The 26,098-nt window shown below is 43.2% G+C and carries 22 protein-coding genes; 10 read left to right on the forward strand and 12 right to left on the reverse strand.

Translation table 11 applies throughout. From position 1 onward, the window contains the following. The first annotated feature begins 312 nt into the window (after positions 1-312). Entirely contained in the window at positions 313-1,215 is a 903-nt protein-coding gene (locus tag R7070_RS22840; protein ID WP_017633645.1) for a LysR family transcriptional regulator, read from the forward strand. Between the two features lie 382 nt (positions 1,216-1,597). Beyond that, positions 1,598-3,304: a D-lactate dehydrogenase gene (dld, locus tag R7070_RS22845; RefSeq protein WP_064369232.1), complete on the forward strand. Its 1,707-nt coding sequence runs from the start codon at positions 1,598-1,600 to the stop codon at positions 3,302-3,304. Positions 3,305-3,444: 140 nt separating this feature from the next. Here the strand turns inward: dld and R7070_RS22850 are convergent, their stop codons facing one another. The 4 genes from R7070_RS22850 to R7070_RS22865 all read right to left on the reverse strand — a co-directional run bounded on the left by R7070_RS22850 (position 3,445) and on the right by R7070_RS22865 (position 7,855). Continuing rightward, positions 3,445-3,753 carry an AzlD family protein gene (locus R7070_RS22850; RefSeq protein WP_017820198.1) on the reverse strand — a complete coding sequence of 103 codons (309 nt, stop codon included), beginning with the start codon at positions 3,751-3,753 and terminating at the stop codon, positions 3,445-3,447. Beyond that, complete coding sequence (locus R7070_RS22855) at positions 3,750-4,481, reverse strand: AzlC family ABC transporter permease (RefSeq protein ID WP_256900031.1); 732 nt, start codon at positions 4,479-4,481, stop codon at positions 3,750-3,752. The genes R7070_RS22850 and R7070_RS22855 overlap by 4 nt, the downstream gene beginning before the upstream one ends. A gap of 311 nt (positions 4,482-4,792) precedes the next feature. Further along, a complete protein-coding gene (gene alr / locus R7070_RS22860; RefSeq protein WP_025767730.1) occupies positions 4,793-6,022 on the reverse strand; it encodes an alanine racemase in 1,230 nt (409 codons plus the stop codon). A gap of 201 nt (positions 6,023-6,223) precedes the next feature. After that, positions 6,224-7,855 (reverse strand): methyl-accepting chemotaxis protein, encoded by a 1,632-nt coding sequence (locus R7070_RS22865; protein ID WP_053303666.1) that lies wholly within the window; start codon positions 7,853-7,855, stop codon positions 6,224-6,226. Between the two features lie 1,038 nt (positions 7,856-8,893). Here R7070_RS22865 and R7070_RS22870 point away from each other — a divergent pair. From R7070_RS22870 to R7070_RS22890, 5 genes are all read left to right on the forward strand, one after another. Further along, positions 8,894-10,486 (forward strand): hypothetical protein, encoded by a 1,593-nt coding sequence (locus R7070_RS22870; RefSeq protein ID WP_212734075.1) that lies wholly within the window; start codon positions 8,894-8,896, stop codon positions 10,484-10,486. A gap of 153 nt (positions 10,487-10,639) precedes the next feature. Further along, positions 10,640-11,830, forward strand: a complete 1,191-nt coding sequence (locus R7070_RS22875; RefSeq protein WP_169644543.1) for a site-specific integrase — start codon at positions 10,640-10,642, stop codon at positions 11,828-11,830. Between the two features lie 79 nt (positions 11,831-11,909). Further along, a complete protein-coding gene (locus tag R7070_RS22880; RefSeq protein ID WP_169644541.1) occupies positions 11,910-12,299 on the forward strand; it encodes a hypothetical protein in 390 nt (129 codons plus the stop codon). Between the two features lie 29 nt (positions 12,300-12,328). Then, positions 12,329-12,886 carry a hypothetical protein gene (locus R7070_RS22885; RefSeq protein WP_169644539.1) on the forward strand — a complete coding sequence of 186 codons (558 nt, stop codon included), beginning with the start codon at positions 12,329-12,331 and terminating at the stop codon, positions 12,884-12,886. Positions 12,887-12,948: 62 nt separating this feature from the next. Further along, the gene (locus R7070_RS22890) at positions 12,949-13,371 is read left to right on the forward strand and encodes a DUF2787 family protein (protein WP_169644537.1); all 423 of its coding nucleotides are present in this window, start codon (positions 12,949-12,951) and stop codon (positions 13,369-13,371) included. A gap of 801 nt (positions 13,372-14,172) precedes the next feature. Here R7070_RS22890 and R7070_RS22895 read toward each other — a convergent pair. Continuing rightward, positions 14,173-15,054 carry a helix-turn-helix transcriptional regulator gene (locus R7070_RS22895; protein ID WP_169644535.1) on the reverse strand — a complete coding sequence of 294 codons (882 nt, stop codon included), beginning with the start codon at positions 15,052-15,054 and terminating at the stop codon, positions 14,173-14,175. Positions 15,055-15,321: 267 nt separating this feature from the next. On the opposite strand from R7070_RS22895, the gene R7070_RS22900 reads away from it, so the two are divergent. Together R7070_RS22900 and R7070_RS22905 are read left to right on the forward strand one after the other, a co-directional pair. Beyond that, the gene (locus tag R7070_RS22900; protein ID WP_169644533.1) at positions 15,322-15,579 is read left to right on the forward strand and encodes a hypothetical protein; all 258 of its coding nucleotides are present in this window, start codon (positions 15,322-15,324) and stop codon (positions 15,577-15,579) included. Between the two features lie 296 nt (positions 15,580-15,875). Then, positions 15,876-16,052: a hypothetical protein gene (locus R7070_RS22905; protein ID WP_019280745.1), complete on the forward strand. Its 177-nt coding sequence runs from the start codon at positions 15,876-15,878 to the stop codon at positions 16,050-16,052. A gap of 345 nt (positions 16,053-16,397) precedes the next feature. Here the strand turns inward: R7070_RS22905 and R7070_RS22910 are convergent, their stop codons facing one another. Then, complete coding sequence (locus R7070_RS22910) at positions 16,398-17,072, reverse strand: hypothetical protein (RefSeq protein ID WP_025607861.1); 675 nt, start codon at positions 17,070-17,072, stop codon at positions 16,398-16,400. Between the two features lie 545 nt (positions 17,073-17,617). Further along, on the reverse strand, positions 17,618-18,337 hold the full coding sequence (locus R7070_RS22915) for a DNA polymerase (RefSeq protein WP_225492308.1): 720 nt from the start codon (positions 18,335-18,337) through the stop codon (positions 17,618-17,620). 114 nt (positions 18,338-18,451) lie between these two features. Here R7070_RS22915 and R7070_RS22920 point away from each other — a divergent pair, with 114 nt between their 5' ends. Further along, positions 18,452-19,477: a hypothetical protein gene (locus tag R7070_RS22920; RefSeq protein ID WP_169643906.1), complete on the forward strand. Its 1,026-nt coding sequence runs from the start codon at positions 18,452-18,454 to the stop codon at positions 19,475-19,477. Positions 19,478-19,537: 60 nt separating this feature from the next. Here R7070_RS22920 and R7070_RS22925 read toward each other — a convergent pair whose 3' ends face one another. The 5 genes from R7070_RS22925 to R7070_RS22945 form a co-directional block, all read right to left on the reverse strand. After that, on the reverse strand, positions 19,538-21,580 hold the full coding sequence (locus R7070_RS22925) for a DNA polymerase (RefSeq protein WP_213965039.1): 2,043 nt from the start codon (positions 21,578-21,580) through the stop codon (positions 19,538-19,540). Between the two features lie 66 nt (positions 21,581-21,646). Beyond that, on the reverse strand, positions 21,647-23,497 hold the full coding sequence (locus tag R7070_RS22930) for a hypothetical protein (RefSeq protein WP_250154728.1): 1,851 nt from the start codon (positions 23,495-23,497) through the stop codon (positions 21,647-21,649). Continuing rightward, positions 23,473-24,129 (reverse strand): hypothetical protein, encoded by a 657-nt coding sequence (locus tag R7070_RS22935; RefSeq protein WP_169643909.1) that lies wholly within the window; start codon positions 24,127-24,129, stop codon positions 23,473-23,475. The genes R7070_RS22930 and R7070_RS22935 overlap by 25 nt, the downstream gene beginning before the upstream one ends. Before the next feature lie 129 nt (positions 24,130-24,258). After that, a complete protein-coding gene (locus R7070_RS22940) occupies positions 24,259-24,879 on the reverse strand; it encodes a hypothetical protein (protein ID WP_169643911.1) in 621 nt (206 codons plus the stop codon). A 143-nt stretch (positions 24,880-25,022) separates the two neighbouring features. Continuing rightward, positions 25,023-25,586, reverse strand: coding sequence for a hypothetical protein (locus R7070_RS22945; RefSeq protein ID WP_169643913.1), 564 nt, complete (start codon positions 25,584-25,586; stop codon positions 25,023-25,025). Positions 25,587-26,098: the final 512 nt, after the last annotated feature.

Genomic DNA, 26,098 nt, shown 5'->3' on the forward strand with positions numbered 1-26,098 from the left:
ACACTAGCTCAGTTGGTAGAGCGCAACCTTGCCAAGGTTGAGGTCACGAGTTCGAACCTCGTGTGTCGCTCCAAATTATTCAGATATGGCCATGGCGGTATCTCGATGCCAAGTGCATCAACTTAAAACCAGCGAAAGCTGGTTTTTTTGTATCTGAAGACTGATAAATTCACACCATCTCTTTTTCATTACCTGTGAGCTTAGCAACCCCATCTCTGTCACGAGTTTCTGATATTAAGTGTGACCCGATGTTTCGCACCTCAGCCAATTTCAGTTTACAATACGGGCTTCCAAAGGATTTGACGAAGACGCATGAGAAATACCGACGATTACATCATTTTTTATCACTTGATCGAGCAAGGTTCATTCAGTGCTGCCGCGAGACATATGTCACTGACCAAATCGGTCGTCAGTAAACGGATTGCCAAGCTTGAACAAGAGCTTGGTGTACAGCTTCTCTACCGAACAACGCGAACGCTAACGTTGACTGAAGCAGGACGAGCGTTTTTTACTCATGCAAAAGCGGTTTATCAAGCGGTGGCAACGGCGGAAGAATCCATTGTGGGTTTAGGTAAAAACTTATCTGGAAACATTAAAATTTCGGTGCCTACTATCTCTGGTGAATTAATTCTTCCTCAAGTGATTAATGAATTTAATCAGAAATACCCAGACATCAATATCGATATGGATCTAGATAATCGTTTCGTCGATATCGTGAATGAACGTTTTGATTTGGCAATTAGAACGGGTGTGTTGCCAGATTCTAGTCTGATTGCAAGAAAGCTGGTGGATGCAAATTGGATCATTTGCGCGTCACCCCAATACCTAGCTAAACATGGCATACCTAAACAACCTCAAGCCTTGGCTAAACACAATTGTTTAGTCTATTCCTACCAAGAAACCGGAGCGCATGAGTGGGCGTTTAAAGATGGAGACGAGGTATATCAAATCACCGTCGACGGTAACCTCTGTACTAACAATTCTTCTGTATTGAGAAATGTGGCGCTGTTAGGGCAGGGAATCATCTATGTGCCGCGTGTATTGGTTTATGAAGACTTAAAGCAAGGCAGTCTGATTCAGTTATTTAAAGACGAAACAGCCAAATGTTTGGGTATTTATGCGGTGTACCCTTACACTCGTCAGCAACCAGAAAAAATTAAGATCTTTATCGATCATCTATACACAAGCTTTCAAAGTCAAAACCATCGATTTTAAGCCAATAACTCAACACCGATCGTTATGTTGGTGTTGAGCTTATGTTTCCATCTTCATTTCTAAGAGTCCTCTTAAATTTAGGAGCTTACGCTTCTCCTCGTTTTCTTCACTAATATTGATAACAAGATACCCCGCACAACTGTTAACAAATGGTTTTGCTATTGTTTCTTTTAAGAAACGGTCTGTTTCTTACGTTAAATTTCTCAAATGTGAAAGATAAGTAACAGAAAAATAAAGAATTATTTTGTTTGTTGTTTATTGATTACGTATTGTTCGTCCGCCTGACATAGACGCAGAGAAATGGACTGCTTATAGTGGCTCAAACGCCATGCCTGCCGCTAAGCGGTGTTGTGAGCGAAGTACAATAACTAGAGATACGGATATGAAACAAAAGCAGCTGATTGAAGAATTTAAAACCATCGTGGGGGAAGAAAATGTTCTAACCGACGAGGTTAAAACGAAATATTACCGCTCGGGGTTTCGTTCGGGTAGTGGTAATGCGCTTGCTATCGTGTTTCCTAACACTCTTCTAGAACAATGGAAGATTATTAAACAGTGTGTTGAAGCAAACTGCATCATTATCATGCAGGCGGCTAAAACAGGTTTAACAGAGGGCTCAGCTCCGAGTGGTAATGATTATGATCGCGATGTGGTTGTGATCAATATTACCAAAATCAAGAAGATTCACTTATTAGATGGCGGTAAGCAGGCGGTTTGCTTGCCTGGTGCGAGCTTACACTCTTTGGAGAAAGAGCTGAAGGCTGTGAATCGAGCACCGCATTCTATCATCGGCTCTTCATCGCTAGGTGCCACTGTGGTCGGTGGTATCGCCAATAACTCAGGCGGTGCGCTAGTTAAGCGTGGTCCTGCCTATACGGAACTGGCGATCTATGCGCAGGTGGATAAGCAAGGCCAGTTACATTTGGTGAACCACCTTGGTATTGAAGGATTAGGTGAAACGCCAGAAGAAATTCTAACAAACCTGCAAGAAGGGAACTTTGACCCAGCGAAGATCATTCATGATGAGCGAATGGCATCAGACAAAGAATACGATGAACGTGTTCGAGACGTGACTTCTGACATTCCTTCTCGCTTTAATGCCGATGAACGCCGATTATTTGAAGCCAGTGGCTGCGCTGGTAAGTTGGGAGTTTTTGCCGTTCGGGTTGACAGCTACCCAGTACCCGAAAAAGAGCAGGTTTTTTACCTTGGCACCAATGACCCTGCGAAACTAACGAAGTTGCGAAAAGACTTCTTATCTACGTTTGATGACTTGCCTGAGATGGGAGAATACTTGCATCGAGATATCTTCAACATGGCAGAGAAGTACGGCAAGGATGTGTTCTTATCAATCGATTTGTTAGGCACAGATAAGCTGCCAAAAATGTTCGCACTTAAAGCTAAGGTAGAAAACTTCTTAGAGCGCATCCCGTTTGTCAGTAAATATCTGCCAGACACCATTCTGTACTACGCGAGCAAGTTGTTCCCACAACATTTACCAGAGCGAATGCTGGATTTCCGTGACAAGTATGAGCATCACCTGGTATTGAAAATGAGTGATGGTGGTATTGCTGAAGCACAAAAATACCTCAAAGAAGTTTGGGCTGTTGAAGACGACTGTGATTTCTTCGAGTGTACGCCGGAAGAAGGTAAAAAAGCTTATTTACATCGCTTTGCAGCAGCAGGTGCAGCAATTCGTTACGAGACGATTCACCGAAAAGACGTAGAAGACATCGTTGCACTTGATATTGCATTGCGACGTAATGATGAAGAGTGGCTAGAAACTTTGCCTGAAGAGGTGAGTAAGAACCTTGTTCAAGCGCTCTATTATGGTCACTTTATGTGTTACGTCTTCCATCAAGATTACATTTTCAAAAAAGGGACTGACACGAAGTTGATGAAAAAGCTGATGCTAGAGCACCTCAATAGCCGTGGTGCCAAATACCCAGCAGAACATAACGTGGGTCACTTGTATGAAGCCGAAAACTCGTTGCAGAAGTTTTACCACGAATTAGACCCAACCAATACCTTTAACCCTGGTATTGGTAAAATGGACAAATATAAGCGCAATTGTAACTGCTGTGCGTGATGTGCTGTCTCACCATGATTAATAATCGTTGTTCATCGTTAAAATGATGAGCATAAGATAAGCCCTGATGACACTCGTGACATCAGGGCTTTGTGTTTTGGGTCTTTTATTGATGACTGGTATCGGCGTTGAAACAACGACTAAAGAGCACGTACCGCGGCGGCGGCGATGATGCCTGCTGCAATTGCGGGTAGAGGCTTTTTCACGATGAACATGACAACAGCAGTAGAAAACAGTGCTGCTCTAGCACCATTATCACCCTCTACTGCTAGCGGAGCTAAAAGGGCAACCAGTACGGAGCCTGACATCGCAGTAATGAAACGTTGAACCCGTTCGCTAATTGGAATGAATGACATAACATACACTCCGCCCCAGCGGGTTATGAGCGTGACTAACGCCATAGCGATGATGATAAGCAGTGTGCCACCTAAGGTTGTTTCGATGTTCATGCTTTCTTCTCCTTCCAACAAGCACCCAATACTCCGCCAGTAATGGCGCCAACCACTACGTGGCTATTCTCTGGCAAATACCAATATGCCAACATAGAAGAGGCTGCTGCTATGGCCCAAATTGCAAAGATTCTTAAGTCTTTCGGCCCAGCCACCACCATAGACAGCAGGAAGCATCCCATAACCATATCGAGCCCGAGGCCCACCGGATCTTTGATTGCGCTACCAAAATAAATGCCGATCCAGGTGCCCACAATCCAAAAAGACCACATCGCTAAGCCGCCACCAACAAGCAAGCCAAAGCCTGGTTCTTTTCTACCAAATGCATTGAGTGCCATTGCCCAGTTAGCGTCTGATGCTACCAGCATTACACCGTAACGTTTTGTTGGTGGGAGTTGTCGTAACCATGGATAAAGTGTAGCTCCCATCAAGAGGTGACGAGCATTAATAGCAAATACAGTAATAAGAACTGGAATGAGAGGGACTTCTGCTCCCCACATTTCTAACGTGGCAAATTGTGAAGCACCGGCGAAGACCAGTGTGCTCATCAACATAGTGGGAAATACATCTAGTCCAGTCTGTACCGCAGCAACACCGAAAGCGAGGCCAAATATGACCACGAACATAGAGAGGGGGAAAAGTTGGGTGAAGCCGTTCCAGACGTCAAGCCGATTAAATTCGTGCAACTCAGTGGAGGAGCGTTGAAGATGTTGAGTATTTTCTGTCATAGAGATACCTAGCTAGCAGGCAAAGGGGCAGTGCCATACGAGTGTGTTTGTTATTCTTTTGTAAACTTCATGTTTAACATCAATTGGAGGGGCTTTCAAACTCTAAGTGCTATATAAAATTGAGCCATCCAAGCGGCTTTAAGAAACAGAGTGTAGAGAGTCGCGCTTGGTAGTGCTAAAGGAGAATAAAACAACAGAAATAGTAAGCTCTGTTTAATTGATAACATCACGAGCTAGTACAGATTAGTAAATAAGAAAGAAAGCGAGCACGAGGCTCGCTTTTTCGCTCTGTTACGAAAAACTGAATAGGTTTATTTTACGTAGACACGAGGGTTCGCGCTTCCCCAAACCGTGTATAGTTCAGGGAAGATGACTTCTGCGTGTTTTTCCATCTCAGCAGCTGAAATCGTTTTGCCTTGTTGGGAGCCAAACAAAACAACTTCAGAACCAGGCTCAACATCTTTGATACCTGTAACATCTACCATAGTAGTGTTCATTGAAGCAACGCCCGCAACTTTTGCACGTTGGCCATTGATCAGAACTTCTGCCGTATTCCCCATTTTTCGTGGATAACCATCAGAGTAACCAACAGGAATGTTCGCCATTAAGCTTTCTTTGCTTGTTGTGTAGCTGCTGTCGTAACCGACTGTGCTATTTTTTGGCAGGTGGTGAACGGATGCCACGCGTGTTTTGAAAGACACGATAGAAGGGTACTCAGGGTTAGTTGGTAAGTCTCCGTATAAAACGCCACCAGGACGAACCATATCAAGCTGCGCCTCAGGAACATTAAGCGCGGTGTAAGAGTTTGCTACGTGCAGTAAAATGTTGTCGCGTTTTAGATTCGCTTCTTTAATCAGCCATGCAGAACTGTCTTTGAATGAAGCTAACTTTTGGCGCACGTCGTCTGCATTGTAGTTAGGGAAATGAGTCATGATACCAACAATATTTACGCCAGCTTGTTGAGCGATTTTTAGCGCTTCTTTCTTGCCTGCTTCTGTCGTCATATCAACACCATTACGTCCCATACCACCGTCGTTCAGAGCAAGGTGAACTTTGATTTCTTTACCAGCTTTCTCGGCTAGTTTAGACAGTGCTTTAGCTTGCTCTGCTGTGCCTATCAACTCTTCGACATTTAGGTTGATTGCGGCTTCAATCTCGCCAATATCCGCTGAGCGTACACGCATAAGTTGGCCTTTAAAGCCACTGTCGCGAACAGTTTGTGCTTCGGCGTTACTTGCAACGGCAACGCAAGGAATTTGTTGCTCGATAATAGTCGGCATCAGGCCTGCGATACCATTGCCGTATGCGTCGGCTTTCATCACGGCACAAATTTTCGTTTTGCCATCCATGTGCGATTTAAACTGCTCAATATTATCGCGGAACTGACCTAAGTTTATTTCTAGCCAAGCGTTAGCACCTTGAACTTGCTCTGCTTTTGCTGCTGTATTGCTAATTTGAAGAGGAGCAGCAGTAGCTTGCATTACAGGAACCGCGATTGCAGCAGCGATAGTCAGTGATAGTAAGGTTTTATTTAAGCGCATAAAGTCTCCGTACGCGTTTTTTGTATTGGTTATGTTATTGAGTACTTGGGGAAAGTACCTGACGAAGTAAAACGCTCCAAGTGGTGCTTTGGAGCGTTTATTAAGATAGTGATTTAATATATACCTAAATATACCTCAGTGATGACATTCAATTTAAGCAAATCGGGATTGATTTGATATCTACTAAGGTACCCACTGAGTTTAACTCAGTTTAAAGCGGCTCATTACATCTTTAAGAGAAATGGATAGCTGGCTTAGTTCGCGGCACGCCTGTGCGGTTTGCTCCGAGCCTTGCGAGACCTCTTGAGATGCTAAATGTATGTTTTCAATGCTGCGGTTAAGCTCTTCCGCAACAGAGTCTTGCTGGTTACAAGCCGTGGCGATTTGGGTACCCATGTCTGAGATGTCCGAAATCGAATGCTCAATGTCGCTCATCAGCTGTTTTGATTGAATGCCTTGTTCTGCACATTCTGAGATACTGGTTCTAGAAAGTTCAGTGGCTGATTTTGCGTCTTTTGCAAGTGATTGTAGCTGCTCAATGATCGAAGTGATTTCACTCGTTGAATCTTGCGTACGGCCAGCAAGAGTTCGAACTTCGTCTGCAACGACGGCAAAGCCACGACCAGACTCACCAGCACGCGCCGCTTCAATGGCTGCATTAAGTGCAAGTAGGTTGGTTTGATCGGCGATGTCGCGGATAACATCCACGATAACGTTAATTTTATTCGATTGCTGTTCAAGCTCTGCTACGGTATCGCCTGCAGCGCCAATTACATTTGAAACTTCTTGAATCGCGTCAACCATACCTTGGGTTTCACGAACACCGTGTTGTGTGCGGCGGTTTGCTTCGTTAGCTTGGTTCGCTGAGTCTTCAGTGTTACGAGCAACATCGGCTACGGCCGCTTTCATTTCTGTCATTGCTGTTGCGATGTGCGTAATTTGCAGCTGTTGATCTTTCATACCAGACGCAGAAATATCGGAGATTTGGTTCATCTCTTCGACAGCGCTGCTTAACTGAGTAACTGCAGCAATCACATTATCGATAACTTGGCGTAAGTCATCTTGCATCTTAGTGGTCGCGTCTGCCAGTTCACCAAGCTCATCATTGCCGATTGCTTTACGGTCAATGTCACTTGATAGATCACCTGTCGCGATGGCATTTGCTTGCTCAACAACAAGTTTAAGTGGGCCACAAATTAGCCGAGTCAGCACGTATGTCATGCCTACCATGATCAGTAGAATAATCACGTTACTTGCAATTGAAGAATTACTCAATCCATTTACAGAGGACAGGATATGAGTTTTGTTGCTGTCCATAGCTTCTTTAAGGAGACGGATTAGTTCGCCTAACTCTGAGTCAACCGCTTCGAAAGCAGACAAAGAGTTCGCCAAAATAGGGTGGGCCTTGCTTTTGTCGTTAGCTAGCATCGCTTCATTGTACTGGTCCATAGTATCCAAGTACTTTTTCCACTGACGCATAAGACGCTGGTAAGTTTGCTGCTCTTCGCCAGGCCAGATAGTTTCACCGTAAGCGTTGAGCTCTCTAGTGATCTTTTCGCGTTCTCTAATATTGTTAGAAATTTTAGTTTTGACTTGGTCTGCGTCTTCATAAGTGTACGCAGCAAATTGAGCTCGGCGCCAGCGAGACAAGTGGTCTCGAATCGAATCGACCCTTTCCATTGCAGGAAGCGTATCATCGGTATAGTTTAAAAGCTCAGATTTGATGCTTTTGAGCTCTGTAGATAAAAACACGCCAAATGCAATGTTGACGATGGCAATGAGTAAAAACGATAGCGATATCTTTTTCGCTATAGAAAGATTCTTGATAGACATTAGTGATATACCTTGTTTTTCTTATGTTGTGTCGCCAAAGTAAACCACATCCTTATATGTGATATATGTCCATTAAATTACTGCAACTCGTGTAACGTACCATTATTTATTGATATTTTCGATAATGAATTGAGCTTTGTTTGAAAATAAAAAAAGTCAATGATTTTATAAAGGTACGACCACATTCGATATAAAGTTATCGGTAACAAAATATGATGTTCTGTACGCAGTCGTGCCAAGAGTAGGGAATCAAATTGTTACAGATGTTACAGCGGTGAAAAGATCAGCGTTCATAACGTGATAGTCGCGTGTTTACCTCGAAGCAGTTACGGGCACTAGTATGCGTATGACTTAATAGACAATGAAAGGGAACGGGTGCTTATTGGTCTAATTGAATGCCAAATATACTAGGCAGATCGCTTTTTAAGCACTTAAATCAAAAAGATAAAATTTATTGTTGACCAGATAAATTAATCCGTTAAAGTACGCCTCGTTCTCACGGCAAAGGTCGCTGAGACAGATGGTGTCTAACCCATCGCATGATTGCGTTGCCCTGGTGGTGGAATTGGTAGACACAAGGGATTTAAAAATCCTAGAAAAATTGCGGTGTCGTAATCAGTAAAAATCATATCAAGCCGGCTTAATGCTGGTTTTTTTGTACCTGAAATTCAGGGTAAGCCTTCTCCTCAAACCTACCTCCTGTCTATCTCCTGTTCTCTGTGCAGATTTCCTGTGCGATTAAAGTGTCAAGAATCTCCTGTGCTGATGAACTGTGCGTGATTTACGTGCCAATATAGCCAAGGCTGAATTGCTGTGGGTCTCTTGTCTGTGTCCGGTCTGGTGGGGCGTGATGAAGCGGACGCGAAACCTAATAAAAGTTTTTACTTAAGGGTTAGTGTCCACTTTATAGAAAATTAACTAGTAATCATCCCGGCCCAAACGTTATCAGTTCACAATTTTTGGCAAGTATGCGCATGCTGGAATATCTTTCTTATGCAGCGTGTTGATATGATTGTGTGCTAAAGATCAGCTTGAAATATGTCTATCGAAAACCTGTTTGTTGAAGACATTCAAGATTCATATTTGGAAAAGGGCGAGTTAATGAGTAAAGTATCATTGTTTTTTGGTGCTGGTGCCGAAATTGGCTATGGTTTACCGTCAGGAGGGAAATTTGCCCTCGACATATTTAGAATGGATGTTGCTGAAGACAAAAAACGGTTAAGAGAAGCAAGGGAAAAAGTCAATAAACGCTCAAATTATGCCAAGAATTGGCTACCACAAGACTATGAGAAGAAGCCCATATCATCATTTGGTAGAACTCAATATGAAAGCTTGGTTAAAAGTAGTTTAGAGTACAAACGTTTTGATATTATTAGATATCTATCAGAATTTGACTCTAGAGTCTCAGAATTAGCCCGTAAGTTTGATGAAACATTTGATAGAAACATACGCGAAGCTTTTGAAAGGGTTTTGGGTATATCATTTGGTTCAGAAACATTTAGCCATGAAATTAGAATTTCTGGTATTTTGGGAGATTATAATCAACTGTTCTCAAGCGACTTTTTCTCGAGTTACTTGAAAGCACTTGAGCTCCCATCCACGGATGAAAACTTCTTTATAAGAAAAAGGTGCCGTGACTTTTGTCGTTCTGTCCTTGAGCTGCTTATAGGGGCTTGTGGCGAAGAATTAGTGCATAATTTAAATGATGGCATTTTTGAAAAGAAACCTGATGAGATTGACATATTTGATGATCTCGGGGCTATTTTTTCTTTAGATTATAGAGGGGCAGGTTTGACAGGCCTCGAAGTTATCTTAGATGGCGAGCCAATTGCAATAACAGCTGATACAAGTGATGAACACCTTATATGTGCATTTGCCCTAGAAATTCTTGAAGATATCTTTGCTGCTTCACTAGACTATCAATCACTGATTGATTCTAACTGGCGCTATCTTTATAGCCCAAAAACAGATTGGGCCAAATTTTGCAAGATAAATATATTTTTGAATACGGCTCAACGATATATATCATCTATAGCTGATAAATTCCATGAGAAAATAATAAGTGGTGATGGTTACTATCATGATATTCTAAATATTAAAGAAGAGCATGAAATTAAGGCTATTGGTACAACGAACTATAACAACTTTATCGGAACAATATCAGATGAAGATGTTTATTATTTGAATGGTTCAGTTGATGACTGCTATGATCCTTACCTAAATACTATTGTATCTAAAGAAATCTCAGCCGATAGTCAGCATTTTACAGTTCCATTTTTATTTACTCAAAGTGGGATTAAACCTCTCACATCAATTAAAATGTCTGAACGTTATGTGAAATTATACAATAACCTAAAGGAGTCTGATGTAGTCGCAGTTATAGGCTATGGTTTTAATGTGGATGACGGGCATATTAATGGCCTATTCCGTTCTTGTATAGAAGATGATGGAAAGGAACTAGTTATTTTTCACTACACAAATGACTTTGGTGCAGAATCTGATTTAAAGCTTAAAGAGTATTATCAAGAAAGATTGAGGTTGAAAGACCATTCAGGAATTACCGTTATTAAAGTAGGGAATGACCGGAAAACACCTGAAGGTAGTTTTTGGTACGATACGTTGAGAGAGTAAAACAGTTGAACTTTCTTTGTCAGTAACCTGGAATAGATGTGAAGCCTGACTTGTCTGTATTACATTAGGCTTCGTGTCCGACTTTCTTCCGGATTAGTACAAAAATTAGACATATATTCTTATTGAGTAAGCCAGTAAAGAGGTTCACTTAATATGGAGAAACGTTTTAAATTCACTACGGCTAAGATCACTAGCTTACCTTCCAATGATCCTAATTCTCGGTCCACTGAAGCAGAGTATTCCTGTTCCGAATTATCGGGCTTCAAGGTTCTGGTTGGTAAAAATGGGCGAAAGAAGTGGTTGGTTCGATATACTTTGAATGGTAAAAAAGGCTCTTTATCTCTTGGTACGTTTCCAGAAGTTTCCTTGGCGGATGCAAGGAAGCAAGCGCAACGTATTAAGCTAATGGTTGCTGAAGGAATAGATCCAAAAAACTCAACCGTCAAACCAGACATACCTACTGTATCTGAATACTTCAACAATCACTTCATTAAAATTTCTAAGTCACGCAAGAAAAGCTGGCGTCATGATATAGCAAGATTTAACCACTGTGTTGATATTTGGGATATCAGTTATGACCAGCTTAAAGTTTCACACATACAGTCCATGGTTGCAGGATTGATGGATAAGGTTCATTTACGTGGTAAGAAGCTAAGTCGTTCAACAATTAACCGTGTGTTATGTTTGCTCAAGCTAATGGGCCGCATGATAGAAGAAGAGTACTCCATTCCCAACGTTGCGGCTCGTGTTAAGTTGTTTCCAGAAACAGGAGCTAGGGAGCGATGGCTATCGCCTCAGGAGATAAAACGGATTTTCGAAGAGCTAAGAAAACCGGATTATTGTCCTATTCGTAGCCGGTTTATTATTCTGCTTTTCATGCTGGGATGCAGAGAACGCAGTCTCAGGGCTGCTCGTTGGCCAAATATTGACCTTGAAAATGGTGTGATGCGTATACCAAGGGAAGACTCAAAGAATGGGTTTCAACACCAGATCCAGCTTACACCCCAGGCGATTCAAGAGTTTCGTTTTTTGCTAAGGCTCAAGAAGAAGGGGAACCCATATGTATTTCCAGGGCAAAAAGAAAAGTCACACATCAGCCAACCTCGACATTTGTTCAACAAGATCAAAAAAGAATTGATGCTTAAAGAACCCGATCAGATCGTTTTTCATACAGCACGTCACTCTTATGCATCATCACTTATATCTGCAGGCGTTGATGTTGGTGTGCTAAAGCAACTTCTCGGCCATAAGTCCATTAGTAGCACAATGCGTTATGCGAGAGCTGGGAATGAGTCTCTTCGTCAATCTTCGCAAGTTCTAATCCAATTAATCGACGAAGCCTAATCGCTTCGATATTAAATCAACATATCAAGCCCGAACTCAACGAATGAGTTCGGGCTTTCTTATATATGGAGTTTTGAAAATGAAAATAATCACACAATTCAATGAGCTTGACTCTCTACCATTATCGAAAGAGACGATAGCAGCTTTACGACACCACATGACTGAACCATTCGAATTTGATGATGTAATTACTGCTGAATTCTGGCAAGAGGTTAGCACTAGCCTGATATTAATCGAAGAGTCAGATACGGATGAATCCATTAATCAGCAACCAGAGAGTGTTCAGCATCTTATTCGTTTTGTACAAAACTACCCCGAAACGGTTTACCTTATTAACAGTACTGACACGGATTTTATCATTGCCCTTGCCATCATCACATCAGCAGGGGGCGGCGTTTATTTAGTTAGTCCGACATCAAATACGTCTCACCCTGTACAGGTTTTGTTACCGCACGCAGAGTCGCTATAACTCAAGCCAAACAATAAGGATAAATATCTATGTCCCGCAAAACCGCCAGTAATAAAAATAAAGCCGATAGCGAGGTAGAAGTTATGGAAGAAAACTTACAGACAGGAATGGAACCGGAGAAAGTACAAGAGACACAAGACCAAGGTAATCAGGAAGCAATAGAGTGTGAGAATACTGCCACTTTGCTATCAGGGAAAGCTAAAAAGCTTAGTCCAAAGAGCGAGAGTTACATTTATTTCGACTTGGTCAAAACAATAGAAGATGAAGAACTGCATCTAAAGCTAACGGGCAATGATAGTGGGGGCTTATTTACCAAAGAACTCATTTCAATAAGAAAATTGATAAATATTCTTAAGGAGTACAAAGATAAATCATTTAAAAGTACAGTGTTAAAACCAGCAATAATCGGCGGAAGTGCTAATAATCCCTCGTTTACAGCTAGTGCACTGAGATCTGATACGATTGGACTAATAAAGGCTGCGCCGAATAGTCTGTTTCTTCACGTTCTGTCGACAAATTTTGATGAACGTCGTGATCAACTGCTCGCATTAGTTGACGCTGACACCTCCACCGAAACTACCGCATAAACCCCTTTCATACTGCGCACTAATCAAGAGCGCAATCCTCGAAAAATCAAAGAGAAATTATTATGAAACTGACCTATGGCGAAAAGCTAGGGCTACCTGTGTCTGATGCTTTTAAACAACTAATTAATGAAGAAGTCAGTAAACATCAAATCAACAATGACGTTACCGCAATTACGCTTAATTACCGTGATAGTTTATATACACCCGAAGATGGAGGATTTCACCCAGTAGAGCTACGTTTTGAGAAAAAAGATAACTGCTGGCATCTGGCTTACCTGACTGACTTTTCCTATGCTGGCCTTTACTCTGAACTTGAGAAAGAAATTGATTTCGATGTGACTCACGATGTCGCTTTCATCCGGTTCATGGGCGAAGTACCACTAAGCAGGCCAGATGTGCAGGACTTCTTTAAAACTTACCAGGCTAACTTTATCAGCTATGTAGCAATGGAAGCTTACGATGACGTTAAGCTAACTGTGGACTGAAGGAACGACCAGACCGGGACAAGAAATGAACAGGAGAAATTTTCACGTTGCTCTGGTCTGTACATTGGACAAGCCATCATGCCAGTGAAAACAAGGTGCGATGGCTTTTGCCTTTTCATTACTGGTCACCGAGCCAAGGGATTAGAAAATCCTTGAACTTCAAAGCCAAAGGAGGAGATCTGAATGACCTTGTGTCAAATCAGTAGTTGGAACTGTCAGGGAAAATTCCCGAGAAAGTTAGCGTTCGACTCATGGCTACATGTAAAAGCAAGGGCTGAAAACAGGTGCGTTGTGTTTGTGGAAGGTCAAAGCGGCCACGGAGCCTAAATCACATTGTTATAAGGTGAACTGGCCGGTTGATGGGGGACGGATTAGTAATCGGCTATTCCGGCCCCATTACTATTACTGGCAATGAGGAAGGGTAATGGATCGCCAAACGGACAATTTTCGTTAAACGTGATGCACTCTAACGATAGCCAGAGGTGATTGAATCTGTAATTTCAATAGCTATATATTATTAACAATTCGGCCCCTAGCGGGTTATTTATTAGTTTATTAGGATGTACTAAAAAATAGCAACGTTTTAAGTTTTCCCTTATTCGGTATCAGTCTACGATTCCATCAAGTCAAGGGCTTTGTATGCGGAGCATGGAAAGACAAGAAAATGGCTCATACTGGAATGTTCAAGGCTAGGGCCGAGGAGTTGGGTAACTCGCGGCTTGATTATGTAGCGGGGTGTCTACGACGGAGATGTCAGCCAACACCAAGATTTAGACGGTGATTGACTAGGAACTGTGGCTTTTACATGACGGTGTTCAGGTAGATCTGAAGTTCTTGCTTCAACTGGTACCGCAACCAGTCGGGTGACAATACCTCTGCATCAGGAAGCCACGCCTTTAGCTGACGAAGCAAGTGTGGAATGTTATTGGTTTGGTTACAGGCTAATACGTCTCCGGAATCCAGTACTTTCAACATTCGAAAATCATGGTCGGTGCTTTCATTGAAGAAGGCATCGGCAATTCGTCCCCGAATCTGTATAACCACGTCAACAGGAGTTATTAACTCAACATCTGATCGCCAACCAGTGATGCTCTGCTCGACGTTAGTATCGGGAGAGTATTTGTCCTCATATCGGACTAACTCGGAAATTCTGGCAACTCTGAGTAAATCTAGGCGGTTTCTGTGTGCTCCGGCGAGATACCAGAGTCCTCTATCGTTCACCAACCGGTATGGGTGGAACTGATCATAGGCCTGTCCATCGCAGACAAAGCTGATTACGTGCCGTAGTTGAACCGATTCGATAAGTTTCTGGAACATAGAAGCGTTTTCGCTGATGTCTTCAATCCGTGGGTTCTTGAATAGAAACGGCGTCGTCGGTTTGTTGTTAAGCACTCCGTTACTCAGGTAGTGCTTGCCTGAAAACAGGGTGTCGAGTCCCATGTTGGCAAGTAATGTTGATATTTCGTGGTTAGTCTGCTTACCCAAGACTTTTGGATCAAGAAAATAACATGCACCTTCGCGTTGAATAGGGAGGTAATTTAATCGCTCATTGAAATCCCTCTGCAGGGTTCTTTCACTCACACCGAACTCTCGCCTCAATTCTTCCAGATATAGCCGTTCTCCCGTATTCAAACGGGTCAAAATAATACCAAGTCTTTTCGCTAGGGTGTCGTGTTCTTTCATGCTACGCATTTTAGATAGACCACTCGTCAGGGCATGTCGTGCTTTGAGAGAATCCGATTATTTCTAGCTAAACTTCATAAGGTTACTGATATTGCTATAGCTTTTATTGGTCGCCACAGCGTATGTCTGACAAGGCATATATAACTTGAGTGAAATTGATTCACTCGTCTCGACACTACCTGTCGATCACCCTCTTTAAACTATTAACCATTCTCGCTTTCGGTGCCTTTACCGATGGCGTCATGACGTATTCAAGGAAACAACACAATGAAAAAATCAATCATCCTGCTAGGTCTAACGTGTCTATTCGCTACCACATCATCATTCGCTGGCGGTACGCTCGGCGGTAATCCGGCTGACATTTCGAAGATAGAAAAATCCTGGAATGGGAAAGCAGGTAAACAAGTTTACTCTCAGTCTGGCCCACGTATTGAGTGGTATGCCGATGCCTGTGGAACCATGAATGGCAAAGTCATGGATGTGGCGAAATGCGGTCTAGATACCCCTAAAGGTAAAGCACAATAAGTTTCGTTGCGGAGCTTGGCTCAAGGTACATCGGTTTCGAATTGGACTCTCTAGGCCGAGGTATCAATGAGCTTCGCAACACCCCATTACTTCATCCAATAAACAATAAGGAGTCTTTATATGACGATTAAATCAATCACAACCCTAGTAACAACCTGTCCGGCATGCGGTGAGCGTGCTTATGATGATGGTAGCTGTCAGGTGTGTGGTCACTCTCACTAAGCAGTGTTACAAAAAATTAGAGGACCATGTTCTTTACTGAGCATGGTCCTTTTTCATATATAAAAGAGGCAAACATGCAAAGCAGAACCTTTTCACAATCGTCATCCCAATCCAAAAAGAACACAGGTATTCGTGCAGCGAAAATAGGTGCAGCTCTCGGAGCTAGGTACTATGGGGCCTACGGTGCTTTAGCTGGTGGAGTTGCTGGGTTTTTGATCGGTATTGTCGCCGACGAGGTTATAGATGATTGACTGAGCGCCAGAAGAGCAGGGGAGAACCCTCTGCTTTTTTTTGTTAAGGGGCAATGAGGCTCACAAAAGTGGACGTGTTTCCTTAGTAAATGACTCATTAAGGAATGTCGTCCACTTTCGTTCACGCAGTGATTACACTTGATTTTTGAGTTCTGAGTGTCTCCAAATTATTTTTGGACAGAAGTTACTTAGAGTTTCTACTTAAAGTAGCAAAACACGAATAACTTCAAGTATGGAAAATTCACTTAAGTTCAGTGTCCACTCTGACTGGAGCAGATCAAATTGAAGATATATCTGAGTCTGTACAACCATTCCCAAAAACTATACCTCTTCGTGGGCTAATATTTAGTTTGGAAAGTTTCTGATAAGCCGATATGTAATTTTGGTATTGTCGGCTTCCAAAACATCAATCACAGCGCCCTTATAACCAATTTGATTCGACTCACTTAGGTCATACTCTGCTTCATTATTAAAAGCTGGTCTTGCCATGTCATTGGAAAACTCACGGTAACTAATATTGATTTTATTTCCTACCTTACCGCTGTATATCAAAGTCTGTTGGAAACTGTCTTGGAACTGGGACATTTTCTTAGTGATAGTAAACTTACCATAAGCATCATCTACACAAGACTTCGCACCAAAGATGGTTACAAAACAAACTTCATTTTGTTGATTATTTTCTACGGCAATGCCCTGTATAGGGTCCGCTAATGCCGCTTTAATAACGCCAACAGGAGAGAAAAACTGTTGCTTGTTATCGTATCCGAGTTGATTGTAGTCACCCTGAGGTATGTCATACGCCAAACTTTTAATCATGCTTGATACGCGTAATACGCTCATTTCAGCCATTGTGCCTTTGCTAACCAAATGGTCTCCGACATAAGCTGTTTTAACTTCACCAACAGATGGATAGTCAACTTTAGTGACCGAGTTCGCTGGCGAACCATTGTATTGAACAGATGTACAGCCACCCAACGCAGCTAACGACAACCCTACTAAAAGTAATTTATTATTAAACATATAGTTCCTTTATTTTTAGCCCCATTGAACGGCATATAGTATACACACTTGATTGCATTTTAAAATAAACGTTATTCTTGAGGATAAAGTTAATCGCGGTATAACTTTTTGTATGGTGATACAAATATTCTGCTTTATTTCTCTGAAACTCGAACATTATTTCTCCACTATAGAATGCTTTTAACTCTTTTAGCAGCTTTTCATACTCCTATCATGCAGCCTTTCCAATCATAGTTCATTTGATAATCAATAGGTTAACGAGAGTTGTTGGATCTTAGATTACAAAATGACGCATAATTTTTAAATTGCTTACTTCGACGCGCCCTCGGAAAACTTTGGGTAAGGGGAACTTTCATCCAAGAGAAATTAATTAGCTTCAGTGATAACAAGAAAAGGGGGCATAAGTGTGCTAGGGAATTGGTACCACTAAGAGAGCTATCCAATCAACTAAGTATCGATTTGCCCACTAATCACTATTTGAGAAACAGAAAAAGTGGACACAAAACCTTAATACTAAATCCATTAGGCCTTGCGTCCAGTTCTGGTCATTTAGCTAGCCACACATCAAGTGTGTTCGGATCACCATCTTTGGTCCAACAATCTGGTTGGCTTATGTTGATATCGGCTCTTATCTTCAACTGAGGGTACATCTCCTGCACTACTTGGGTCATGATCTGTGCAGTTAACTCGCTGACTGCGCTTAGGTGTTTTTTCGGTGCTTCGAAAACAAAGGCATCGTGCATCGCAACGATCAATTTGGCGTCGTAACCTTTATACAATTGATGAAGTCGATTTCCGGCTGCTTTGAACAGTGCCGCAGCTGTACCTTGCACTGGCATGTTCACCATCCAGTTTTTCTCAGTATGGCCGCGCTTAGCGTCCAATTGGCGGTATCGGTGCAATCCCGTTGCAGTGCTTACATGGCCTCGCAGAGCGCCATACTGGGGCATTCTCTCAATGGCTTTTTGTAGTTCGGGAAACATCGATAGAAACTTATTCATCAGTTCCGAGGCCTTGTTGACACTGATATTGAGTTTTTTCGCTATTCCAATGCTGGTGATACCGTAAATTAGGCCAAGTGTGCATTGCTTCATGATGGATCGTTTCTCAGAATATTTTTCTTTGAAGGCCGACGAATCGCAGCTGCGGCATTCTGATTCTAACTCATCACAAAAGAACTCTTGCGCCATGGCTGTGTATAGATCGCCTTGGTTATACATCTTGACTAAGTTTGAGCCGCCATACACGCCAGCAGCAATCGCCACGGAGTTGGAGATACCACGTGGTTAAGAGTCTTTTAAAGTCATGTAATAGGATTGGTGGTCATTCCCAATTGCTGTACTATGCGCCTTTGATTTGGCTGGGAAAAGAGAGGGGCAATGGGTTACATAATCAGTAGCAGCGATCCAGATATTATTACTATGAAAAAGTTGTACGGAGATGATCTGGACGTATTCCATCCAAAACATAAAAGAACACACTTACCTGGAACAGAAGCGTACGGCTGGTCTCAGTTAGATCTGTTTTATGGATCCTTGATGAAGCTTTATCTTCGCCACTGTACTGAGCATTGCAAATTTTTGCTGAATGTGAGTGAGAGAAACTTCTCGATCGTGATGAATGTTCTTCCGAGACTTGTTGAGCATAGCCAGCAAGATGAGCGGCTGTATGAGCTGATAGGCAAAGCGTTGCGAAGCATCGATACCTTGGTATCAGATATGGTATCCAGTATTGAGTTTTCAGAAATAATGGCGCTTATTGACGAAGATGAACCGACAAAGCCATTTGTGCCGCCATATGAGCTTGCTTTAGAGAGAAGCAAAGAAAGTTGGTTTCAATTGACGCAGTACTGTGTTGATAAAGGGACCGTATCGGAGGTGACAAAAGATCTTACGTCAGATACGAAAATCCGAGGGCACCATGTTTTTGCAGTACTGGCGCTCAACTTGACTCACTTCCTGAAAGAGCATGAATCGTTATGGACCTTAAATCAAGCTAAGCGCTTGCTCCCTCTGATTTACTCTTTGATAGAGAAAGCTGAAGAAGAGCAAGTGCAGGAAAGATCAACGAAGAAGAAAAGACAGGTAAAGTGTCCCGATCTTTTCTTAGCTAACCAGCTTGGTAAGGCTGGGCGTAAAAAGAAGGCAGAGAGCACGACAGACAAACAAGACATGGAAAAAGTCTACCTGTCTCAGGAAACAGTTAAGCTGGTGTTCTTAAAAGGCTGGCTCTACCACATGACCAACGATGAAAAAGAGTATGCGCAAACACAGTTAGTGTATGAAATCATCGATAAATTTAATTTGTCAGATGGTCAGGGTGATAAATCAAAATCGGTAAATCGTTGGCTCAGCAAGATCAAAAAGCCAGGTGAATTACTAAAATATTACGCGGGTTCTGAATAGTCGTAATCAGATGCTAAAGGCTGATTGTGGGGGTAGCATTGCTAACCCCTCCATATACTGTTAACGCTCTGCAATCCAACGTTCAACACTGCCTGCATCCCCATCTTTAGTCCAGCAATGAGTGGCAGAGTCATTCAGGTCGATGCGTGGCTTGAGTTCAGGGAAGAATTCAACCACAGTCTGAATCATCACGTCGATTGTCAATCGTCCAACCTCTGGCATCTTGTCTAATGGGGCTTCGAAGATAAAGGCATCATGCATAGCCAAGATCAGCTTAGCACCATAGGGCTTGTAAAGTTGGTAGAGTCGATTCCCCGCGATCTTAAACAGAGCGGCAGCTGTTCCTTGAACAGGCATATTCACCATCCAGTTTGTCTCGTGGCGGCTTAGTGCACCGCTATTAGAACGGTGGCGATGTAATCCGGTACTGGTGCTCACACAACCCCGATATGCTGCTTGTTGTGGCGCGGTTTCCATCATGTGTTTCAGGGTAGGAAACATAGCTAGGAACCGATTCATCAACTGTTTGGCTTCGAGTTCTGATATCTCAAGACGGCTACCCAGTCCGAAGGGGGATAGGCCGTACAGAATACCGAGTACACATGTTTTCATGATATCCCGCTTGTCTTTGTGCTTATGCTTGAAAGTGTCGGAATCGCATTGCCGATCTTCGTCATCCAGGTCGTTGGCATAGAACTCCTGAGCCATGACTGTGTAGATATCCCCCGCGTTGAACTTAGCAATCAGATTCTTATCGCTGTAGACCGCAGCTGTGATGCCGACTTCAATCTGGGAATAGTCCGCTTCACCGATTCCATTTCCTGTCTTCGGGATGATGAGTGGGCGCATTGCGCCAGGTAGTCCGAGCAGGTTCGGGCTGGCACAAGATTGTCTCCCGGTTACGACTTCCAGCTGTTTGTGCTCTGGGTGCACGCGACTATCGGAACCGATAATAGTAGGCCGAAGCAGTATATCTCTCTCAATGGCTTGAACCTTGCTAAATTCAGCCAGTAGGCCGATAGCAGGGTGGATATGGGCCAGATCTTTCAATAGTTGTAACTTGAAGCTGTATTTGCCGCCCTTGTTAAAATGATCGAGTAAGTTGAGTTGACGGAAAAACGTTTCTTTTTGTTGGTGACTATTGGGATTGTCTAACCCCATTTGTGCCAGCTGACTTCTGAGCGCTTCCAGCTTAGGCGTACTGGCATTGAGCACAGCGTTGCATTTTTCCCGATCAACACTCACCCCATGCCACTCCATGGCTGCATTGGTGATGGTCCAGGGCATCTCCACCGTGATAAGGTGGTGGTAACTTCCCTGGAGGGTTAACTGCTGCATCTGAGAAAGGTAAAGCTTTGCTGCAACAATAGCGTCTTCAGCTGCATAGTGGATCTGCTCGCTGGTAAATTCTCCACTGTCATAGTCAATAAAGGAGTGCTGCAAGTCTGATTTCACCAAATTGAATCGGTGGTGAATATCATAGCGGCTCGCCACGGTATTCAATGCATAACGGATCCGATTGTTTTCAGCGTGCTCTGCTCTGGCGCAAATCTCTGCGTTCTCTGAATCAAATACCTGATCATTGTCAAACACATGCAGGCCCAGATATCGTGCTCTCTCGGCGATACAGGTGTCCCAGATAGTGCGAGGCTCAGTCAGACCCAGTTGCCAGAGACAATGTAACTCGGCTTTGGCATGGTGGGCGATATAGGTCGTGGGTAGATCAAGTAATGGCTGAAGTCGTTTCGTATCTTTGAGTTTAGTTAAATCAATAACATAATTGTGAAGATGCAACTGATTGCCTGTGTTGGTCATCAAAGTAACAGCCATCAATAGGGGTTGAATACTTCGGATATCCTGTTTTTGCTTGTTACCTCGAAGTGGGATTGCGAGGCGGCTGAACTTAAACTCAAAGTCTAGTGACACGCCGGTCAATGGCAACTGATGAGCTAGATGTATCAGATCTTCCAAGTCTTCTTGGGTTCCAATGTACGTCACCGCCGCTGAATCTAGTGGTGGCAGCATTGGCAATATAATAGCACTTTTCTTTGGCTCGAATTCGGCTTCGTTAAATCGTTTTGCTAGTGCGGGCAATAAATTCATAATCAATATTCTCTCTTGGAAACGTAGGGCCTCCGGGTGGCCAGCAACCCTATAAAAATGGTTTTATTAGGACTTTTGGCCACTCCAGTAGCGACGGACGGTGCGAACGCCTATACCCAACTGCTCAGCAACTTGCTTTTGTGTTAAGCTTTGTTGTTTAAGTTGCTGTATTTCTTGCTTTTTAGTACCAGTTGTTCGTGCGCGCTGACTATCAATGCCGAAGTGCTCGCGTATTTCTGCCAGATTGTTGAACTCAGCATCGTACTGATAGTTAGGGTGCGGATTGTTCTGGAAAGTAATAACCTCACATGGCGATGTGAAAGGACGCACTCGGCCTACAGCCTGTATCACGGTGCCCATTTCTAGGGTCTGCAACATCGGGTCAGTCAGTTGAGCTACATCGGTATATCGGTACTTATTGTCAGCAATGCGGGCATGACGGCGGCGAGGGTTCGGCAGTACTTTGATTTCCATTTCCAGCTGCTCATCACTGGCTCGCATGTCTTGTAGGGCATTCGCTAATATGGTTTTGGTAACGTAGTAGCTATTCAGACAGTAAGCACAGTCGAATTGCTCGAACTGGTTAATGCCAATTACACCGTAGTGGATGACTGGTATCTGAGTGATGGTGCCATTGGAATCGTATTCTTCGCCATCGACGATTTGAACATCATCTATACTACGGACGGTTAGCATCTCATTCAGCGTATCAATGCAATATTGCTTATGCTTTTTCTTTGAGATCAGCAGCACTCGTTTACCTTCCCGGATGCGCTTGAGAGTTAACTCAAGAAAAAAGTCCAATATCTGTGGGGAGTTCTTCAGGAAATGACCAGATGTACCCAGAGAAGAGGCAATATTCAGCCACTGAGTACCATCGCCTTTAAAGGCTGTGTCCTGATAGAAATTGTGAAAATTAAGCCCCAGCTTATGGTTCAGCAATGTTTCATGAGTCGTGCCGCTGTAGAGTAGAACATCGCAGTCCGCCGCAAGTGGTGTTGCAGAAAAGCGTATATCACCGAACTCGGTTTTCTCGCGTGAATCTAAAGGCGAATTCATCAGTGCTTGCAGGTCAAAGTGAATGTTGCGGAATTCTCCCGGCCAGTGGCGCTCCCCAATAGTAACCAGCTCTCGGATTTCCGTCGGATAGATCGAGGGCATAGACCATACGTCAGGCTCTCTCAGGTCATCTGTTGCTGCATTGAGTAGGCTTTGCAAGGCAAACACGCTGGCGGCCTTGCGCTTCTGAGAGATGTCTGATTCGCACAAACAGAAGATTAGGTTCGCTATTTCTTCTTGCGTGATAGTGCGGCTATATGGTGTTAGCGATACCGTCGCTTCATCAAAAATAACCAGTACATTCTGAGCTTCACACTTAGCTTTCATTCGAGCAATAAAATTCAAGTCATTTGTCAAATGGGCTTGGGTAGCGAAGAGCACTTGGGTGCCGCGCAAAACATCACCAAATTGATCTTTCCAGTGGCATTTCTCTTGATTAGGACATAAGGCGCAAATAGTGCGTTTACCAAGTATAGAAAGGCCACGCTGTTCATAGTCCGCCCAGTCAGCATTGCGCTGCTTACCGCACAGCTCTTTAGGACGCGGGCGGAGATTAGTGATTTTGATATTTTCAGGCGGGAACTGGATATAGTCGCGCTCATTGATGATAGCGCGAGTGGGGGCCAGCACGATGATCAAATCATACTGACCTGATTCTATGCCATATTCTATCACTTGATCCATATTGGTAGATTTACCCACACCTACCGCCCAGTTAATCAGCAGGTGAGGGTGCTTCTTAAGAAGTGACAGGACATAGAGACCATTATTTTCTTTTCTGAAACCAGCAAGCGCCATAGCGCTGCTGATTTGATTCAGAGACGAGTTCATTGTTAAGCCGCCGTGTAGCCATAACATTGAAGCATCACTTGGATACTCGGTATTGCTGCCAGCTCTTCGCTAGAACACTTCTGGAACACGTCGCTCAGTTTAAACTCCCCGTTAGCGTAGGCATTATTAAAAACTTCGATCTCTGACTGGCCCAGATCGATGTTCTCAGGTATCGGTTTTAAATCCACGGTATAGCTGTTACGGTGACGACTCATGAGTATCATCATTGGCTCTACAGCATCAAAAACTGGCAGGATTTGCGGCAGAGCTGCTTTGGGATGGGTAGCATCGGTGATTGCCAGAATCTCAACTTGACGAGAGCTGAAGTTAAATACAGGTAGCAGTAGGCGGTTGTATGCTTTGTTGCCAGCACGACATAGCGGGCAACCATTACCGTTACACAGGATGTAGCCTTTCTTCTCTGGCGTATCAATCCAGTGAATATTCACATCTTCATGCTCAACGGAAAAAGCCATGAAGGGAGTTGCGCTTTCGCCCACTCTTGCTTGTTCAAGTACGGTTTGGCTTGGCACGGTATTAGCGGCGGCACGATCTTTAAGTGTCTGGAGTTTCTTTTGTGTATCGTTTAATGATGCTTCCGGAGAAAGGGCACCAGATACGACAGTTGTGACAGCATTAGTTTGGATATTAGTGTTCATATTGAATCCTTCTAAACATAAAAATTTGTTGAATGGGGGCCTCTCTGGGGCCACCCGTAGAATGTAAATGGAATTGTGATTTCGTCCTATCAGAGTGTGTCTCACCCATTCCCACTGAGTGCTAATTCATTAAGCTTCAGCTGGTTGTGTAATCTTTGAGTGGTGTTGCTGACTGTAGTCGAGGTCATGTCGTACAGCGGTTACAATGTCAAAATGCAGTCCAAGGAGACGAGAAACCTCGGTTTGTTGGAGCTCTTCTTCATCCATGAACTCACCCCAGTAAGGCACGGTGATTTGATGTAATAGGCTTCCAAAGATGGCAAGCGTGCCTTCGACGGAATAGGACTTGCTTTCAATCAAATGTGAGAGAAAGTCGTATAGGAACTGCGGATATCCAGGCATTTGATAATCATAAGATGACCAGAACTCTTTATCTTCAAAGTGGATGCCTGCAAACTCTGAGTGCGCGTCGAGTTCTTCTGGAACTTCGAAATAGATGAGAAACTCACTGTCGATGAAATGATTTATGCGACGAGCGTTTTCTTCCTGATCATTCGTGAAAACATCTGAATTGTGACAAATACTAAAGGCACCTGGACCAATATTTTCTGCCCCGATAGATATTCGGTTTTTATTTGGGTTAATGCCCAGGTCTTCATTCGAGTAGAACGGGTCGGTGATAAGACCTAAATATGCCTCAACATAGGCTGTCAGTGGCTTCGGAATAATAGCTTGTACTGAATTGTTCATAATAAATCTCCGTGTTGTATTGGCCGCTTAATAACTTAAGCGGTGATTTCAGGGTGCAAGAGGCCGTCACCGATATTTCACGGCTAGTTGCTTAATTAATATGTGTTTATTTTTCGTGCGGTCTGAATAAACAGACTTAAGTGTTAGTCGCTTTGGTGTTGAAGTCTTACATCGTGGGCAATAGCTCTTTCGACATCAAAGTGGTCGCCCATCGTTCCGGCTAGTCCGGTATGAAATAACTCCTCTTGGTGGAATGTGATTGCACTGGTAATCGCACCAAATATTTCCAGCATAATGTCCAACGGAAGCGAAAGGTTGGAGCGAAGGTACTCATAAGCTTGGTACATCTGCAGAGGCAGTCCTTTGTTATTGTCAAAGTCGTACACGGCTTCAAATTCCGCAGGTTCTACACCCTCGAAGGTTACTTTAGTTGTCAGTATGTGGGTATTACCTACTAGATGTTCAGATTCTGTTCTGAAGTGATCGGTCAGTCTTAAGAAACGTTCGTGGTCATACTCTCCGTTAGTACAGATCAGCGACTCAGAGTTGTTAAAGGCCATGATCAGGCCGCCAAATTCAGAGTCTCCGTATGCGACCAGTTCTACAGTTTCATCTTGCTCGTTAACCAGAGAGTTTTCGTTACCAACCAGTAGGTTAGTCAGAATCTTAATATCTTTTTGGATGGAAGCTGGGATTCTGTTTTCCATGGTTTAGTCCTTATCAAATGTTTCAATATGTGAGCGAACTGCTCAGTCAGGAAGGATTATGTAGTCAGAGCCCAAAATAGGACAGGAAATAGAATCTCACGGATTCCCATAGAGTGGGTCTTGGGGCTATCTGGTTGATTTGTAATGTTATTTACGTAGCGTTTATGTCAGGTGGCGGGGACGTAAATACAGTAAAGTGGCCACGAAGCCTTTAAAAATAATATGTTAAAGGGTTGGTGGCCACTTGGTGAGTTCGAGGTCTGTGATCTGGCCTAGAAATCTGTTGTTGAATATGCGCTATGTTGTATTTATATCAAAATAACAAGCAATCAATAGGCTGGGTAAATGGAACAAATCTCAATAATTCACGTGGCTATCGCTGGTGCTGTCATCGTGGTGATACTTGCGCTTGTCAGTAGCAGAAAAGTAACACGAGGCTTTGTTGCTTAATTCGATGAGAAGACATGGTAGCCCCATGTTGTTCAGTTCTTAAACAACATACTGAGTTTCAG

The sequence above is a fragment of the Vibrio sp. 1557 genome (genome assembly GCF_033340175.1).
GTDB classification, from domain to species: Bacteria; Pseudomonadota; Gammaproteobacteria; order Enterobacterales; family Vibrionaceae; genus Vibrio; species Vibrio alginolyticus.

Coding starts and splice junctions, on each gene's coding strand:
- R7070_RS22895 (WP_169644535.1), bottom strand. CDS start 15,054: ATGAAAGAACACGACACCCTAGCGAAAAGACTTGGTATTATTTTGACC.
- R7070_RS22855 (WP_256900031.1), bottom strand. CDS start 4,481: ATGACAGAAAATACTCAACATCTTCAACGCTCCTCCACTGAGTTGCAC.
- R7070_RS22920 (WP_169643906.1), top strand. CDS start 18,452: ATGGGTTACATAATCAGTAGCAGCGATCCAGATATTATTACTATGAAA.
- R7070_RS22925 (WP_213965039.1), bottom strand. CDS start 21,580: ATGAATTTATTGCCCGCACTAGCAAAACGATTTAACGAAGCCGAATTC.
- R7070_RS22890 (WP_169644537.1), top strand. CDS start 12,949: ATGAAACTGACCTATGGCGAAAAGCTAGGGCTACCTGTGTCTGATGCT.
- R7070_RS22935 (WP_169643909.1), bottom strand. CDS start 24,129: ATGAACACTAATATCCAAACTAATGCTGTCACAACTGTCGTATCTGGT.
- R7070_RS22875 (WP_169644543.1), top strand. CDS start 10,640: ATGGAGAAACGTTTTAAATTCACTACGGCTAAGATCACTAGCTTACCT.
- dld (WP_064369232.1), top strand. CDS start 1,598: ATGAAACAAAAGCAGCTGATTGAAGAATTTAAAACCATCGTGGGGGAA.
- R7070_RS22945 (WP_169643913.1), bottom strand. CDS start 25,586: ATGGAAAACAGAATCCCAGCTTCCATCCAAAAAGATATTAAGATTCTG.
- R7070_RS22940 (WP_169643911.1), bottom strand. CDS start 24,879: ATGAACAATTCAGTACAAGCTATTATTCCGAAGCCACTGACAGCCTAT.
- R7070_RS22900 (WP_169644533.1), top strand. CDS start 15,322: ATGAAAAAATCAATCATCCTGCTAGGTCTAACGTGTCTATTCGCTACC.
- alr (WP_025767730.1), bottom strand. CDS start 6,022: ATGCGCTTAAATAAAACCTTACTATCACTGACTATCGCTGCTGCAATC.
- R7070_RS22870 (WP_212734075.1), top strand. CDS start 8,894: ATGTCTATCGAAAACCTGTTTGTTGAAGACATTCAAGATTCATATTTG.
- R7070_RS22905 (WP_019280745.1), top strand. CDS start 15,876: ATGCAAAGCAGAACCTTTTCACAATCGTCATCCCAATCCAAAAAGAAC.
- R7070_RS22880 (WP_169644541.1), top strand. CDS start 11,910: ATGAAAATAATCACACAATTCAATGAGCTTGACTCTCTACCATTATCG.
- R7070_RS22930 (WP_250154728.1), bottom strand. CDS start 23,497: ATGTTATGGCTACACGGCGGCTTAACAATGAACTCGTCTCTGAATCAA.
- R7070_RS22885 (WP_169644539.1), top strand. CDS start 12,329: ATGTCCCGCAAAACCGCCAGTAATAAAAATAAAGCCGATAGCGAGGTA.
- R7070_RS22840 (WP_017633645.1), top strand. CDS start 313: ATGAGAAATACCGACGATTACATCATTTTTTATCACTTGATCGAGCAA.
- R7070_RS22910 (WP_025607861.1), bottom strand. CDS start 17,072: ATGTTTAATAATAAATTACTTTTAGTAGGGTTGTCGTTAGCTGCGTTG.
- R7070_RS22850 (WP_017820198.1), bottom strand. CDS start 3,753: ATGAACATCGAAACAACCTTAGGTGGCACACTGCTTATCATCATCGCT.
- R7070_RS22865 (WP_053303666.1), bottom strand. CDS start 7,855: ATGTCTATCAAGAATCTTTCTATAGCGAAAAAGATATCGCTATCGTTT.